We start from the raw sequence: 16,161 nt of genomic DNA on the forward strand, positions 1-16,161 counted from the left end.
ACTTAATCCTAAAATACTCCAAATACTGCTTGTATCGATCCTGTGCAGCTTAGCCACGAAAAGAACATACTTTATCTCATCTCCAATGATAAAAGGAACATACCCATGCTTGAGACCTTCCTTAACCAGAATCAGTCGGCCCACTCGACCATTACCATCTTGAAGAGGGTGGATAGGTTCAAAACGAACATGAAAGTGAAGACTATCCTCAATTGGTCTCATAAACATACCGTGTCTGGTCATACGTCAGTTTTCTACCTTCTAACTGGTTTGAGTTGAAAGCCAGCTCTTTCTGAACCTTATGGTAAAGACTATCTTGACACTGTTTTCTTTTCTCTCAATAACGTATGACCCACCTCATGAACGTATTTCAACCTTCCTAGAATCTAAATATTATGTAAACTCTAGGAAAGTAAAAATAACTTTTACTTTCTTAATCTTGTCGTGCAAAGTCAATTAGGGTTTTCTTCAATTCGGTCTTATCCAGGGACAGTAGGCGACTGATGAAGTCTTGGACTTTTTCCTTATCTTGATTGGTCACCCGACCAACGAAGATCTTTTCGTAAACTTGTTCACTGATCCGCTCTTCTGTTGACAAGAGCTCCTCGTAGAGCTTTTCACCAGGACGAATCCCAGTCTCTACAATTTGAATCTCTTCTTCCGTGTGTCCACTGAGTTTGATGACTTTACGGGCCAAGTCCAATATGTGTACAGGCTCACCCATGTCCAGGACAAAGACCTCGCCACCATTGGCCATGTAGCCAGCCTGGATGACCAATCGACTGGCCTCCGGAATGGTCATAAAGTAGCGGGTCATGCGGAAGTCCGTGACCGTCACTGGCCCACCTTTCTTGATCTGTTCCTTGAAGAGCGGAACCACACTACCCCGACTACCTAATACATTCCCAAATCGGACAGCTACAAACTGGGTCTTACCGTCTCCATTCAAGCCGGTTACAATCATTTCAGCCACACGTTTGGTCGCTCCCATAACATTGGGTGGATTGACCGCCTTATCCGTTGATACCATGACAAATTTGTTAACACCTGCTTCTTTTGCAGCCTCTGCCACATTCTTGGTCCCAAAGATATTGTTTTTAACCGCTTCATGTGGATTGAACTCCATCAGAGGAACATGCTTATGTGCCGCTGCATGATAGACAACGTGGGGCTGGAATTCCTTCATGACCGAGAACATCAAGTCTCTGTCTTGGATATCGGCTATTACAGGAATGAGTTCTACTTCTGCACCATAGAGACTCACCATCTCCTGATGAATCAGATAGATCGAATTTTCCCCGTGACCCACCAAAATCAGACGATCCGGCTTGAACCGTGCCACCTGTCTACACAGCTCCGAACCGATAGAACCTCCGGCTCCAGTAACCAAGACCGTCTTATCCTTGAAATAACTGCGTAATTTTTCCTGATCCAAGACCACTTCAGGGCGGCCCAACAGATCTGCAATATCAATCTCCTTGAGGGAGCTAACTGAGATATTGCCCGCAACGATGTCCTCTATACTAGGCATGGAATTGACCTTAACGTTCACTGAATTACAGATCTCGACTAAGGATTCTCGCTCTTTACCGGGTAATGATGGAATAGCGATGGTGACTTGTTCAATCTCCAAATCCTTGACCAAGGCTGGTATGTCGTTGCGATTTCCGATTACCTTAACGTTGCGAATATAGCTATTGAGCTTACTTGGATCCGCATCCACAATACCTACCAATTCAAAATCCAATTTTCGTTCGATAACTGTATTGATGAAAAGCTGTCCTCCGTCACCGGCACCAACAACCAGAGTACGAACTGGCCGTCGTGTATTTGACTTGGACTTAGACTTTCTATCATGGATGGCACGCCAAGTTAGACGGGGTACCACCATCAAGACAAAGGTCAAAATACTTGAAGTGAGAATAAAGCGATAGGAAAACGTTTGCCATAGGTAGAAGGATGAGAGCAAGAGAAAGCCATAAGCCATCGCTACGCTCAATCCAATCTTAAAGAGCGACTCATAGTCAGTGTAGCGTGTAATGAGTGAAAAGACTTTCAGGTAAATAGATAGGGCTAGGTAGACAATGGTCACTAGAACAAATCCAACTTTCAGCTGTTCATTCGGCATGTCTATAATAACCCCTAAAAAGAGCTTACTCAATACAAAGGATAGGGCAATCGACACGAGATCGAATCCCAATAAAATAATTCGTTTTATTGATCGTGACATATCTCTCAATTACCGATTGATTCGGGCTATTTCTTTCCGTAGTTTCCATAATTGCCATAGGCACCATAAGCACCGTATGAACCGTATTTTTCCAACTTGGTGTCAAATTTATTTAAGATAACACCAAGGAATGGAGTCCCTGTTTGCTCGAGTTGTTCTTTGACTTTTTGTAGAGCTTTCCGTTTGATTCTTCCAGCTTCTGCCACTGTCAGTACGGCATCACACTTTTGAGCAATGATGGCTGCATCAATGACCATACCAAGTGGCGGACAGTCGACGATGACATAGTCAAAATAGCGACGAAGGGTCGCAAGGAGGTTTTCGAAATTCTTGCTTTGCAAAAGAGCTGTCGGGTTAGGCGATACCTTCCCTGCCTCGATGACGGTCAAATTTGGAATGTCTGTATCACAGAGTCCTTGGGAAAGGTCCGTCGTTCCTGCCAAATAGTCCGTCAAGCCCGTAATCTTGGTTTTTGGCTTAAAGAAGCCAGACATGACGGAATTTCGAATATCGGCATCCACCAATACAGTCTTATAGCCCGCACGCGCATAGGCCACTGCTAAACTGACTGAAGTGGTTGACTTACCTTCATTGGATTGAGCAGACGTAATGGCCACTACCTTGATATTCTCCCCACTCAACTGGATGTTGGTTCGGATTGCATTGAAATACTCTTCCGTCTTCTTTAAGAATACTTTTTTATTTCCTGATGTTTCTAATACTGCCATGGTTCTCTCCTATTTCAATTTGGCTACATCTGGTACTACACCAAGCAATGGTAAGCCCATTTTTTCTTCAATGTCCTCTGGGCGTTTGATGCGATCATCCAAGACTTCTTTCACCAAAACCAAGGCTACTGCAAGAAAAGCACCAACCAGGAAGCCAAAGACAATATTGCGTTTTGTATTTGGAGTCGACGCTGTTTTTGCTGGTCGAGCCTCTTCGAGTGTTGTTACATCACTAACCTTGGTAACGTCGATGATTTTCTGGGCAGCTACTGTACGAAGGCCGTTGGCTATGCGCGCCGCTTCATTGGCATCCGCATCACGGACTGTGATCGACACGATACGTGTATCAACTGGAATGCTGACAGATACCTTGCTGGCCAAATTTGATGTGAGTTTTAGTTCTTCTGTTACCGTAGAGAGAACATCCTGGGATAGGATAATTTCCTTATAGTCTTTTACCAGATAGGTACCCGCTTGGAGTTCTTGTGCCGTCAAGTTTTGACCACCATCAGCCACCTTATTGACCACGTAGATTCGAGTGGTGCTATTATACTGTGGTGTCACTACGAAAACGGAGTAGGCAAATGCCACGGATACACCCAACAGGGCACTCAGAAGGATTAAAAACTTATTCCGCCATAGATTTTTCAATAGATATAGAACGTCAATTTCCATAACATTCGATTCTTGGTTGTTCATACTGTCTCCTAAAGTTTAAAGTTTATTTTGCATAAGGGCAATTGGGTTTTCTATAAGCAAGACCTTGGCACGGTCTCGCCCGTACTCCTTCTCAATGAGTTGGAAGGCCTGGTCCATATAGGGTGGCCGACTGCTTATATTGTGCATGTCACTTGCCACAAAGTGCACCAGGTCGTTGTCTAAGAAGTATTGGGCCCGTTGTTTATAAGCTTTGTGCCGATCTCCAAATAGTTTGGGTTTCAAGACACTAGTACTATTGATCTGCATATAGGCACCCATGGCGATGAGATCTGCAACTTTTCCACCTTCACCTGCCAAAGCATCGTATCGTTCGATATGGGCGAGAATGGGAGTCAAGCCCAACCGCAAGATGTCACCCACAGCTTCCTGAATTTTTTTGTAGCTAGTTGACCCGCTAAATTCAATCAAGACGCTGCTAGAATTTCCATAGGTCGGTAGTTCTTTTCGTTCCAACTTTTCAATTACACCATCCGTGAAATAAATTTCCGCCCCATAAAAGAGAAACAAATCGTCCGAGATGGTTTTTGCCAGTGCTTGAACTTCTTTAAAGTGCTTAAAGATTGTCTCTTCTGGCGTTTCAAACATGCCTTTTCGGCGATGAGAGGTGGCTACGATACCACGCACCCCTTGTTGATAGCTGAGCTTTAAGAGCTCCAAACTTTCTTCTGCAGTTTTTGGACCATCGTCCACACCAAATATGATATGTGAATGAATATCTAACATCCTATTCTCCTGACATGACTGCCTGCATAGCCGCTTTCATTTGGTTGAGGCTATCTGGATTAACCTCCATCATATACAATTGATAACCTGGCATTGCATAAGAAGGCAAGAGACCTGTACTTCCAGTACCCTGCAAGGCTTGGGATTGAACTGTGTAACTGCCACTGCTTTCCATCTGGGTATTGACCAATTTCATCATGGTTTCCAAACTCATATTGGTCTGGATCGAATCTTGTAGGTTGTTGATGATGGATTGGTAATTGGTTAAATTTTCAGGTCTGCTTAATTTTTGAATGAGAGCCGCAATGACTTTCTCCTGGTTTTTTCCACGGTCATTGTCGCCGCCCTGTAGCGAATAGCGTTCGCGTACAAACATTAAAGCTTTTTCAGAATCCAAATGGATGGTTCCGACAGGGAAATCATGACTCCCTCTGGTAAAGGCCTGGTCGTTGACAATATCTACCCCTCCTACGAGGTCAATTAATTTTAGGAAGGAGGTAAAGTTCACACGCGCATAGTAATGAATATCAATGTCATAAAGATTTTCCAAGGTATGCATGGAAGCTTCTACCCCGTAAACCCCTGCGTGGGTCAATTTGTCTTTTTGATTTTGCCCACCATCTGCAATCGCAACATAGCTATCACGAGGGGTGGTGGTTAAGAGTACCTGTTTGGTCGCCTGATTGATGGTCATGATGATATTGACATCCGAACGGGAAACGGTCGAGATTGGCCCATAGGTGTCAATGCCGCTGATATAGATGTTCAAGACATCACCAGTCGGTTGGTTGACTGCTGTTTCAACCTTTTTTGTCAAGGTGAAACTGTAGATCTTTTTGACCTTGGTGTCAAAGTCTGGATCTTCCGCAGAGAGAATATCTGCAAAGACTCCGTTCAAGACCATGGCCTGACTCTCACCAGCAAGCATCTTCTGATAAGCATCCAGATAGGAATCCGTTTTGGTTGGTGTCAGAGATAGGTTTTTTGTCTGAGACAGGTTGTCCAACAAGGCTTGGATATTGTCACCGTCATTTCCGGTAGGTGCCAACAATTCGGTCACTTGACTGACATCCGAGACCTGGCTATCTGCAGGAACCAGAACACTCATCTCATATTCAGAATAGGTGGCGTTTGAATTCAACTTGTTCGAAAGGTTGACGATACTCTGGACTCCATAGAGACCGACAGAACTAACGACAAGGCCTAGAATAAGCAGGAATGCGGTCACTACTTTAGCTCTTTTTCCTAAAATAAGGAACAAACAAACAAGTCCCAAGAAAATGGCTAACCCAGCCAGGACCAGGTTGAGATTGCGAAAGGCAAGAATGTCATACCGAAACACTTGATACAGTAAGATACCAACTGCACCTGTGTAGAGGATGAGCAAGGCTAAGTTTGCCCAATGCAGCTGGTTTCTTCGGGATGATTTTTTTGTTCGACTCATGGTATTTTAACCCTTTCATTCAAAACTGTAACATTACTATTATATCACAAGTTCTGTACCTCTTCTAACAAATTACTGCCCTAAGATTATAATTTTGTTACAAAACGCACATAAAACGGTTTTCAATTGACCTTTCTGACAAAAACTAGATTCAATTGATCGGAAAGTTCTGCCTGATAAGAAAATCCATCAACGGTAACCTGTTGAAGAGCTACCAATTCAGTAATCCCTTGCTTGGCCATCACAGAAACAAGGCGTCCTCTGCCCTTTTTTGAAATGGTTGAGTGTATCCTTCGTTTGCCATCCTTTTCCTCCATAAAGGTCACCCGGACTAGTTTTTTCTGAATCTGGGGAGAAAATACCTGTTCAAATTCAGAAGAAGCGAGGGATAGGATCCAGTCTTCTTCTTCAACGACTTTGTCAAAGGCCGGTCGCCAGTATTGCTTGAGGGATTTCCCTTCCACTTTGATCCCTGCTTGAAAATCAAGCCGATGGGGAGAAATAAGGTGGTCCGGGCTGATGAGCCCATACAAGGCTGTAGCTAGGAGGACATGTTTTTTTAGATAGACCTCCTCATCTATTGTCAGGTCTCTTCGGTCCATATACCGGTACATCAATCCGTCGTACAACAACCAGGCTGGATAGGTTTTAGCTTGCTTGGCTTCAATCCGCTTCCAGCGATCCAACTCCAATCCAGCACGGTCATGAGAGATTTTATAAAAGGAAGCTAATTCTTCCTGCTGGAATTGGCTACAGGTTTGAGCGACCGCTAAACTGGTTGGGTCCAAGGGCTGAAAGGAATGGTTTTCAATAGTGGTATTGAGTTCTTTTGCATTTGGAAGTATGATTTTCATATTTCTAGTATACCACGAATGCTAGGGGCTGACACTTGAAAACACGCGCCACTTGTTCACAGAACAGTTTTATACTATACTAGGACCATAGATCTGTAGGGGGACAGTTGATGAGTAAATACAGGGACATCGTTGAAGACATCCTAGACGGAATCGAACGACAAGACTATAAGCGGGGAGAAAAACTACCTTCCATTCGCCAATTAAGTCTGCAGTACGAGTGCAGCAAGGATACTGTTCAAAAGGCTATGCAGGAACTCAAGTATCAAAACAAGATTTATGCGGTCGAAAAAAGTGGCTACTATGTTTTGGATGACCACGACATTTTAGAAGAGCCCATTGATCTGGATCTGACTGATTTTGAAGAACTGCCTTATGAGGACTTCCGTATTTGTTTACACCAAAGTTTGATTGGCCGTGAAAATTACCTCTTCAATTATTACCATCAGCAAGCCGGTTTGACAGAATTAATCACATCTGTTCAACAGCTCCTAATGGACTACCATGTCTATAGCCGAAAAGACCAATTGGTTATCACTGCTGGAAGTCAACAAGCCCTCTATATCCTGAGCCAATTGGATTTCGGTCCCGATCGAACCCATATCCTCATTGAGTCTCCTACTTATACTCGTATGGAGGAATTGATTCGCCAACAAGGCCTACCTTACCTGACCATCCAACGTAGTATGGAAGGGATTGACTTGGACCGACTGGAAGGTCTTTTTCAGACTGGAACGATAAAATTTTTCTATACCATTCCACGTTTGCATAACCCACTGGGGACAAGCTACGATAGAAAAACCATGGAGAGGATCGTTCAACTTGCCAAGCGCTATCAGGTCTATCTCATCGAAGATGACTACTTGGCTGATTTTGATGGAAACCGTCAACTACCCTTACATTACCTTGACAAGAACGACTTTGTCGTCTATATCAAGTCTTTCTCACCAACCTTATTTCCAGCTCTACGGATAGGTGCCGTTAGCCTGCCTCCCCTTCTCCTCAATGCTTTTTTAACTTATAAAGGATTGATTGACTACGATACCAACCTGATCATGCAAAAAGCACTTTCTTTGTATATCGATAATGGGATGTTCGCTCGTAACACGCAGCTGCTGCGGGAGCAATCCTTAAATGAAGAAGTTCAAATACAAAATTTGATCAAAAAATATCCTCTTGCTTATCCCTATCAGGTAGTGCGTGACCAGTTAATCATTCAATTTCCAGATAATCCGAGAACTGCAAGACTTGAAGGACGATACCAGCTTATCCGTAACGGTACCTTTGCCTATCTTCTCCTCCGTCTCCATCCACATCTTGAAGACACATTAAAAGAGCTTAGCACCTTCTACAAGGACTAAGCTCTATATTCTTATTTTAAGGATAGCTTCCAGCCTTTCCATCAAGAAAACCCAGTTAGCAATGAGCTGGCAAGTCGGATGCACACCCTCTTGCTTAACCACCAACACATATTGTCCAGTGCTTCTATCTCTCATACCCCATCAATAGGCCGCCCTCTTCTGCATAGAAAGAGCAAAGGCCGGAAGTCGCAACTTCTTCGATACTAGCTTCTGGATAGGTTTCCTTAACCAAATCCGAAAATTGTTGGAAGAACTTATCGTTATTACGATGAGCCATAATGATGCGTCCGCCCTTATAGCCAGCCTTTTTCATTTCTTCCCAAGCTGCGATGACCGATTTTTTGTGACCACGAGCCTTTTGGAGCAATTCCAACTTACCTTCGCTGCTGGCTTCACCGACCATACGGATATTGAGGAGACCAACGACAGCACCAACTAGCTTGCTGAGACGGCCATTTTTCACCAGATTGTCGACCTTAGCAAGGACAAACAATAACTTGCTATTTTCTTGATAAGTAGTGATGGCAGATACGACTTCTTCAAACTCCAAGCCTGAAGCAATCAAACGATTGATTTCCGTAACCAGTAAATCCATCTCGCCTCCAGCTGAAAGACTGTCAATCAAATGAATCTTGGCATCTGGATGTTCTTCCAAATACATGTCGCGAGCAACACGAGCCGCATTAAAGGAGCCAGACAAACCACCGGTAATCGTCACAACGATAACATTTTCTGCACCTGCAAAAGCCTCCTCATAGGCCTGAGTGCTAGGACAGGCAGATGTCGCTGCCTCAGAAGTTGACTGCATGACAGAGACCATCTGATCAATATCCAGACTCGCATCATCAACAAAGGTCTGGTCCCCTATCTGAATACTCAGGGGAACACTAACAAACTCCGTATCCGGCGCAAGCTGAGCTAGTTGACGGTAATCACAGCCAGAATCCGCAACAATTTTCCATTTTGACATTTTCTTATCTCTTTTCTTTTGAATGATTTAATTAGTTGACAAGGTGCTCTATCTTACTCTACAATTATATCATTAAATCATTAGTTATGAAAGCATTTCCAATCGGATGTCACAGTAGAAAGGAAGAATATGACCGAGCGTAAAATCTCACCAAAATCCTTGAAAAATCTCTATCAATCCAACAAGGAGGCCAATCAGCTGACCAAGGAATCTCTCGAGACTGCTCTGCTATTTCTCCTTGAAAAAAAGGAACTCAAGCACATTTCCGTCTCTGAATTAGTGCGCAAGGCAGGTGTTTCGCGCAACGCCTTCTACCGCAACTACAAATCCAAGGAAGAAATTTTGGAAATCTACTACGAACGGACTTCCAGCAACCTTAAAAAGAAATGGCATGATTTGCAAGATAAGGTTCAAAAAGATGGCGTCAAACAAAGTTTTGCAGATTTTGTCCAAGAACAAAAACGCAAGGCAGAGCGTAGTAAGACCCTCTCAAATGTTAGTCAGTGGATCAAGGACAAGACCAAACGAGATTAATGTCTCGTTTTTTCTTTCTCTCAAACGCAAAAAAACTTGACCAATTAGCCAAGTTTTTAAGGAGATTATGAAAAATATTTAGGATTGACTATAGTATACCCCAACTGCCAACCGTTTCCATCGGTCTTAGGACTGAAAAATACGTTGCAACCAAAAATTTTCTATATCTAATCTATTTTTTGCCTAATTTTCTAGTCTTTTTGAGGGCGGCGGCGACTGCCTTAATAATGGCGTAACGGAAGCCTTCTTTTTCAAGAGCTACCACGCCTGCGATAGTCGAGCCTCCTGGCGAGGTCACTTCTTGCCTCAACTGGGCTGGATGCTTGTCACTATTCAAGACCATTTGAGCGGTACCTACTAGGGTCTGAGCTGCCAAAACCTTGGCATCCTGAGCCGTCAGCCCGTTTTGCACACCGGCATCGGTCAAAGCCTCAATCATCTGATAGACGAAGGCTGGGCCGCAGCCTGCGATAGCCGTTGCTGCGTCAATCAGGCTCTCTGGCACCTGCTGGACCTTGCCTGATTTTTCTAGGATTTGTTCCAATAGCGGAGCCAGCTCTTGATTGACCAAGCTATAGGTTGTCATGCCTTGGCCGATAGCAACCGGTGTATTGGGCATGATACGAATGATCTTGTCTGCCGATACAAATGCTGCCAGGCTGTCAATAGTCACACCCGCTGCCATGGAAATCCAGATAGCTGACGGATTCTGGCTAATCTGGTCCTGTAAGCCTGACAAGACTGACTGAATCAGGTGAGGCTTGACCCCAAGGAAAATCACTTCGGCCCGCTCTGCTATTTCCCCATTAGAAAAAAGCTGACAGCCCAACTGGGCTTGAAGAGCTTGGGCTTTTGCTAGGTTATGGTTGCTGAGGAGGAGCTGGCTGTCTGGCAGCTGGCTGACCGCTTGGGCCAGAGCCGCTCCCATATTGCCCAGTCCGATAAATCCAATCTTCATCTTGTCCTCCTAACGAATGTGGCCGTCGCCTGTGATGATGTACTTGTAGGTGGTCATCTCACGCAGGCCCATAGGACCACGGGCGTGCATCTTCTGGGTGGAAATACCCAGCTCACAACCCAGACCGAACTCTCCACCGTCTGTGAAGCGGGTCGAGGCATTGACATAGACTGCTGCTGAATCGACATAAAGCGTGAAACGTTCTGCCGTTTGGCTGTTTTCCGTCACAATGGCCTCGCTATGTCCAGTCGAGTGTTGAGCGATATGACTGATAGCCTCTTCTACATTTGAAACGACTTTGACAGCCAAGATAAAGTCCAGAAATTCTGTATCAAAATCTTGATCGCCTGCTGGTGTGGATTGGTTGAGAAGAGCCTGAGCCTTCTCGTCAGCCCGCAATTCTACCTGACCAGAAAGAGCTTCCTCAAGACGAGGTAGGAATTGGCTGGCAATTTCTTCATGAACCAATAAAACTTCAGCCGCATTACATGCTGAGGGACGATTAATTTTTGCATTGATGGCAATTTGTAAAGCCTTGTCCAAGTCTGCATCCTTGTCCACATAGACATGGCAGATACCTGTACCTGTTTCAATAACAGGAACTGTCGCATTTTCCACAACAGCCTGAATCAGACCTGCACCACCGCGAGGTACCAGCAGGTCAATCTTGCCTTTGGCAGTCATCAATTCGGTCGCAGAGGCACGGCTGGTATCTTGGACCAGTTCGATAACCTTGGGTGACAAGCCGACCTCTTCCAGACCAGCTTTTAAAGCTGAAACAATGGCCTGAGAAGAATGAAAGGCATCCTTACCACCACGCATAATGACTGCATTTCCGCTCTTGATGGCCAATCCTGCAACGTCGGATGTCACATTTGGACGGCTTTCGTAAATCATTCCTACCAAGCCAAAGGGAATAGACTTCTTACTAATCTTCAACCCATCTGCCCGAGTGGATTCTTCCAAGGTCAAACCAACTGGATCTGGCAAGGTTATCAGGGCACGAAGACCCTCAGCCATAGCTTCAATCCGCTCTGCTGTCAGGAGCAATCTGTCCTGCATGACTTGGCTAATCTTGCCTTGGGCATTTTCCATGTCAATGGCATTGCCTGCTAAAATTGCCTCAGTCTGAGCAAGCAACTGGTCTGCCATAGCTGATAGGGCTTGGTTCTTTTGTTCGGTTGTAGCTAGGTTGATAGAGGCCTTATGGGCCAATAAACTGTCTAATAATGCTTGTGTTGTTGTCATATCTTTCTCCTATAGGCTAACCCAATCATTGCGGTGAATAAACACACCTTCCGCTCTGCCATTTGCCAACCGGTCCTGCAAGTCCCGGGACGAGAGTTTGACCCGCCCTTTACCAATCAAGCGGTGGTCTGCCTGACTGTAAACTTCCACAACCTGCCCCACTTCAAAGTCACCTTCGAGGGCTTTTACACCAGCAGCTAACAAACTACGGCCTTGGTGCAACATAGCATCAACTGCTCCTTCGTCCACTTCAACCGCTGCGTCTGTCCGAGCATAGAAGGCCATCCACTGCTTGCGTTGATTCATGGCATGGTCATCTGCTAAAAAGAGGGTGCCACGGTTGGTTTGGGTGACCGCCTGTAAAAGGGCCGTATCCTCTTTTGAAGAGCAGATAAAGACAGGCACGCCTGACTTGGTCGCAATCTGCGCCGCCTGCAATTTTGTGGTCATGCCACCCGTTCCGTTGGACGAGCCAGCTCCTGCTGCCATGGCAAACAAGTCTTCCGTAATTTCCTTAATCTCTGGCAAATGTTTGGCGTTGGGATCACTGTTAGGATTGGCCGTGTAAAGCCCATCCACATCTGTCAAGAGCACCAAGAGGTCTGCTTTCAAGAGAGAAGCCACTTGGGCAGATAAAGTATCATTGTCCCCTACCTTAATCTCCTCAATGGCAATGGTGTCATTTTCATTGATAATGGGAATGGCACGCTGTTTGAGCAAGACCTGCAAGGCCTGTGAGGCATTCTGATAGCGTCTGGCATCCGCAAAATCATCCTGAGTCAGCAAAATCTGAGCCGACACAATGCCATCTTTCATCAAGTTCTGTGTATATTCTTCAATCAGCAAGCCCTGACCCACGGCTGCAGAAGCCTGTTTCTCCGCAATCTTGGTCGGTCGTTTATCAAAGCCCAATCTCCGAAAACCAGCAGCAATCGAGCCTGAGGTCACCAGTACAATCTGATAACCCTTCTGGTGTAACTGTGCCAACTGATTGGTAATCCGAGCAATCTTAATGCGGTCCAAACTACCATTTTCTTGGGTCAGGGAGCTGGTTCCTACCTTAAATACAATCGTTTTTTCTGTCATAGTAATCTCTTTCAAAATGAGTATATTTGAAAAATTATACCATAGAATGCATGAATTTTCTATGTTCATGTTAGAAGAAAAGAGCCTTTCGGCTCACTCACTGAAAAAATAGCTCAGGGCATCCATGATTGCCGTCTCTTGCACCCCTTCTACCGGGTAGTCCTGCTCTAGAAAATCAATAACCTGTTGCCCATATTGCTTGGTCTGGAGGCGATTGTCCAGGAGAAGGACAGCAGATTCTTGGCGGTCATAGCGATTGGTCCGACCAATAGCCTGCTTGAGCTTTATCATCATCATAGGTAAATGGTAATCATAAAAAGGATTTTTCCCCTCTTGAATCAGTTTCCTATTTACCTTTTGAACAAAGGAATCCTTGGGATTTTCAAACGGCAGGCGGGGAATGACTTGAATCATCTGGTCCTGGTCGGCAAAATCTGCACCTTCCCAGAAGATGCCCGTTCCCAGAAGAATTTGACATTCTCCCCGTTCAAATCGTCGTTTTAAACTGGCATCTGTCCCATGTTTATGCTGGGCTAGATAGGGCAATCCTGCCTCTTCCAATAGATCCGCTACCTCCAAGAGCAGGGAAATAGATGTAAAGAGAACCAATATCGGTCGTCCCAGCTCTGCTATTTCCCCCAAACGCTCGGCAATAAATCCAGCATACTCCTCCTTGGTCAGGCTCTGAATATCCGGCAGCCCACGGGGAACGATAATCTGCTGGTTGGTGGTCAGTTGATGAGGGAGACGGTCAAACGTGACTTCCTGAAAGCCCAGCAAATCCGCCAGGTTGACCTTACTACTAATGTCCAGTGTGGCACTGATACAGAAAATCTTACCCTGGGGCAGGTAGCTACTGACATCTAGCAAATCCTCCTTGGTCCCACGTAGGTAGGTCAGTCGCTTGTCGGCCAGGCGATGGTCTTCCAGCCAAAAATGCTCATAGTAGGTCAACAAATCCGTCAATTCCTGCAAATCATAATCCTGCAACTCCAGCAGATTCTGACGCAACTGGTCCAAGTCTGTCCGAGTGATTTCGCGGTCAGCCTGCTTGCGGAAATCTGTCATCAGATGCTGCAGCTCAAATTGGCAGGATTCATACAAGCGCTGGTCCAGCAGGTTGCTGGTCCTGTCTTTCTTGCTCTGCAGGGTTTGCAAAAGCTGGGTCATATTGACCTGCCCAGTTGCCAAATTCTCCGCTGCCAATAGCAATTTTTGCGCTTCATCAATGACCACCAGGCGCTGGTTCATCAAGGGGTCCTGGTCCTTAAGATGGCTCAAAAAATAGGCGTGGTTGGTGATTAAGAGCCGACTGTCTACAGCCCTTCTCTGCACCTTTCTCCAGAAATCCTGGTCCCAAAAAAGGCTATCCTCCGACAACTTGCCATCATGGGCAATTTCATCAAAATAGGCCTGGTAACGCTGTTTCTGCTTGAGCTCGTCCAAGTCCCCTGTCTGCGTCTCACTGAGCCAGACCAGGACCTGCATTTTAAACTGATTGACCAGACGGTTGTCATCCTGGCGTTGCAGGGTCTGCCAATAGTTGTCTAGCTTAATAAAATGCTGGGGTGCCTTGAGGGAACTAATAGAAATGTGAAAAACTTCTGCTAAGCGCTTGCCTTCCTTGGACATAATCTGTTCCTGCAAGAGCTTGGTTGGCACGGAGACCAGTAATTTTTGGTCAGTTTTAGCCAGGAGCGGCAAGAGATAACCGTAGGTCTTCCCAAGACCAGCCTGGGCCTGGATAAAATGAACCTGTTGTTCATCACTTAATCGTTCCTCAACCAAGCCTGCAAAGGCCGTTTGCTTTTTCCGCTCATAGAGACCCAGCAGTCCCAGATTGGTCACAAAATCATCCGAAAACTTGTGCGAAACCGGAACTTCAATAGATCCTTGCAAAAACAAGCCGTGGCTGTAAACCAGGTCTAACGAGACCTGCTCCGACAGCTGTGGTAGCAATTCCTCAATGACTAAGCGAGACTCGTAGAGCAGGCAATCAGATAACTGCACTAATTGTTCCACCATGGATTTGGGTAGGGAGAGGATTTTTTCCTGGATTTTCAAGAGCAAGTTGGCTGTCGCAGTAGCATCTGCCAAGGCCGTATGGGCCTGATCCAAACCCAGGTCCAATTTATCAGAAAGATTGCCCAAGCTGTACTTGTCAATGGTAGGGAAAAAGACCTGGGATAGCTCGACAGTGTCTACCCGCGGTGTGCGGAGTTCATAACCCTCAAAAAACAAGGCTTCCGCCAGCAAATTGGCATCAAAGGTCACATTGTGGGCGACAAAAATAGCATCAGCCAGCAATTCATAAATCTGACCGGCCACCTGGCCCAGACTGGGTGCCTGGGACAATTGCTTGTCCGTAATCCCCGTCAAATCGACAATATGTTCATCCAGGGGCTCATAGGGATTGATGTCCGTTGAAAAAGTTTCGACAATCTGACCATTTTCAACAATGACAATTCCTATTTGAATAATTTTAGCCTCAATACCCGTACCCGTTGCTTCCAAATCAACAACAGTATACCGATTGCTTGATTTCGTCTCTTTCATAAAAACATTATAGCATAGATAGGCCATGAAAAACAAAATCCATGAAGGATGCCCCATTTTCTGTTAGACTATTAGATAGAATAAGGAGAGAAAGCGAGCCCCCATGAAAATCCACAAATCTGTCAATCAAGTTGCCACCCAAAACACTTATTATATCGAAAACGATAGCCATCTGCTGGTGGTCGATCCAGGCAGCGATTGGAATAAAATCCAGGCCACTATCGAAAAAATTGGCAAGCCTATCACAGCCATCCTGCTTACCCACACCCACTATGACCACATCCTAAGTCTAGACATCCTGCGTGAGACCTACGGTTTTCCACCCGTTTATGTGGCCGAAAGCGAGGCTAGTTGGCTCTATACTCCGGAGATGAACCTGTCTGGTCTACCCCGTCACGATGATATAGAAAATGTCGTCTGCAAGCCCGCAGAGCAAGTTTTCCAATATCAGCAAGACTACCAGCTTGACGGCTTTCATTTCAAGGTTGTTCCTACCCCTGGCCACTCGATTGGCGGTGTTTCTTTCATTTTTCCTGAAGCCAAAGCTGTTGTCACCGGCGACGCCCTCTTCCGGGAAAACATCGGCCGCACAGACCTTCCAACCAGCAATTTTGATGATTTAATTGCCGGCATCCAGGAGCATATTTTCACCCTCCCCAACCACTACACAGTCCATCCAGGCCACGGTCAAAACACTACCGTTGCTCACGAGAAAAATTTCAATCCCTTTTTTAGATAAGCAAAAATCC

The 16,161-nt window shown here is 45.4% G+C and carries 14 protein-coding genes; 3 read left to right on the forward strand and 11 right to left on the reverse strand.

Annotation, left to right across the window (positions count from 1 at the left end; translation table 11 throughout):
* Positions 1-433: 433 nt before the first annotated feature.
* The 6 genes from NQZ91_04885 to yaaA form a co-directional block, all read right to left on the reverse strand.
* A complete protein-coding gene (locus NQZ91_04885) occupies positions 434-2,230 on the reverse strand; it encodes a polysaccharide biosynthesis protein (protein UUM58706.1) in 1,797 nt (598 codons plus the stop codon).
* 26 nt (positions 2,231-2,256) lie between these two features.
* The gene (locus NQZ91_04890) at positions 2,257-2,958 is read right to left on the reverse strand and encodes a tyrosine-protein kinase (GenBank protein ID UUM58707.1); all 702 of its coding nucleotides are present in this window, start codon (positions 2,956-2,958) and stop codon (positions 2,257-2,259) included.
* Between the two features lie 9 nt (positions 2,959-2,967).
* A complete protein-coding gene (locus NQZ91_04895; GenBank protein ID UUM58708.1) occupies positions 2,968-3,657 on the reverse strand; it encodes a Wzz/FepE/Etk N-terminal domain-containing protein in 690 nt (229 codons plus the stop codon).
* Between the two features lie 15 nt (positions 3,658-3,672).
* Complete coding sequence (locus NQZ91_04900; GenBank protein UUM58709.1) at positions 3,673-4,401, reverse strand: tyrosine protein phosphatase; 729 nt, start codon at positions 4,399-4,401, stop codon at positions 3,673-3,675.
* A 1-nt stretch (position 4,402) separates the two neighbouring features.
* Positions 4,403-5,845: an LCP family protein gene (locus NQZ91_04905; protein UUM58710.1), complete on the reverse strand. Its 1,443-nt coding sequence runs from the start codon at positions 5,843-5,845 to the stop codon at positions 4,403-4,405.
* A gap of 122 nt (positions 5,846-5,967) precedes the next feature.
* On the reverse strand, positions 5,968-6,699 hold the full coding sequence (gene yaaA / locus NQZ91_04910; protein ID UUM58711.1) for a peroxide stress protein YaaA: 732 nt from the start codon (positions 6,697-6,699) through the stop codon (positions 5,968-5,970).
* Between the two features lie 110 nt (positions 6,700-6,809).
* Between yaaA and NQZ91_04915 the strand changes: the two genes are divergently transcribed.
* Positions 6,810-8,060 (forward strand): PLP-dependent aminotransferase family protein, encoded by a 1,251-nt coding sequence (locus NQZ91_04915; protein ID UUM58712.1) that lies wholly within the window; start codon positions 6,810-6,812, stop codon positions 8,058-8,060.
* Positions 8,061-8,184: 124 nt separating this feature from the next.
* On the opposite strand, the gene NQZ91_04920 is transcribed toward NQZ91_04915, so the two are convergent.
* Positions 8,185-9,030 carry a DegV family protein gene (locus tag NQZ91_04920; GenBank protein ID UUM58713.1) on the reverse strand — a complete coding sequence of 282 codons (846 nt, stop codon included), beginning with the start codon at positions 9,028-9,030 and terminating at the stop codon, positions 8,185-8,187.
* A 129-nt stretch (positions 9,031-9,159) separates the two neighbouring features.
* On the opposite strand from NQZ91_04920, the gene NQZ91_04925 reads away from it, so the two are divergent.
* Positions 9,160-9,564 carry a TetR/AcrR family transcriptional regulator gene (locus NQZ91_04925; protein UUM58714.1) on the forward strand — a complete coding sequence of 135 codons (405 nt, stop codon included), beginning with the start codon at positions 9,160-9,162 and terminating at the stop codon, positions 9,562-9,564.
* 172 nt (positions 9,565-9,736) lie between these two features.
* Here NQZ91_04925 and proC read toward each other — a convergent pair whose 3' ends face one another.
* The 4 genes from proC to NQZ91_04945 all read right to left on the reverse strand — a co-directional run bounded on the left by proC (position 9,737) and on the right by NQZ91_04945 (position 15,412).
* Positions 9,737-10,522 (reverse strand): pyrroline-5-carboxylate reductase, encoded by a 786-nt coding sequence (gene proC, locus NQZ91_04930; GenBank protein ID UUM58715.1) that lies wholly within the window; start codon positions 10,520-10,522, stop codon positions 9,737-9,739.
* A 9-nt stretch (positions 10,523-10,531) separates the two neighbouring features.
* The gene (locus NQZ91_04935) at positions 10,532-11,770 is read right to left on the reverse strand and encodes a glutamate-5-semialdehyde dehydrogenase (GenBank protein ID UUM58716.1); all 1,239 of its coding nucleotides are present in this window, start codon (positions 11,768-11,770) and stop codon (positions 10,532-10,534) included.
* Positions 11,771-11,779: 9 nt separating this feature from the next.
* Entirely contained in the window at positions 11,780-12,856 is a 1,077-nt protein-coding gene (proB, locus tag NQZ91_04940) for a glutamate 5-kinase (protein UUM58717.1), read from the reverse strand.
* Positions 12,857-12,949: 93 nt separating this feature from the next.
* Positions 12,950-15,412: a bifunctional DnaQ family exonuclease/ATP-dependent helicase gene (locus NQZ91_04945; protein UUM58718.1), complete on the reverse strand. Its 2,463-nt coding sequence runs from the start codon at positions 15,410-15,412 to the stop codon at positions 12,950-12,952.
* A gap of 103 nt (positions 15,413-15,515) precedes the next feature.
* Here NQZ91_04945 and NQZ91_04950 point away from each other — a divergent pair, with 103 nt between their 5' ends.
* Positions 15,516-16,151 (forward strand): MBL fold metallo-hydrolase, encoded by a 636-nt coding sequence (locus tag NQZ91_04950; GenBank protein UUM58719.1) that lies wholly within the window; start codon positions 15,516-15,518, stop codon positions 16,149-16,151.
* Positions 16,152-16,161: the final 10 nt, after the last annotated feature.

This window comes from Streptococcus suis, from assembly GCA_024583055.1.
GTDB lineage: Bacteria > Bacillota > Bacilli > Lactobacillales > Streptococcaceae > Streptococcus > Streptococcus suis_V.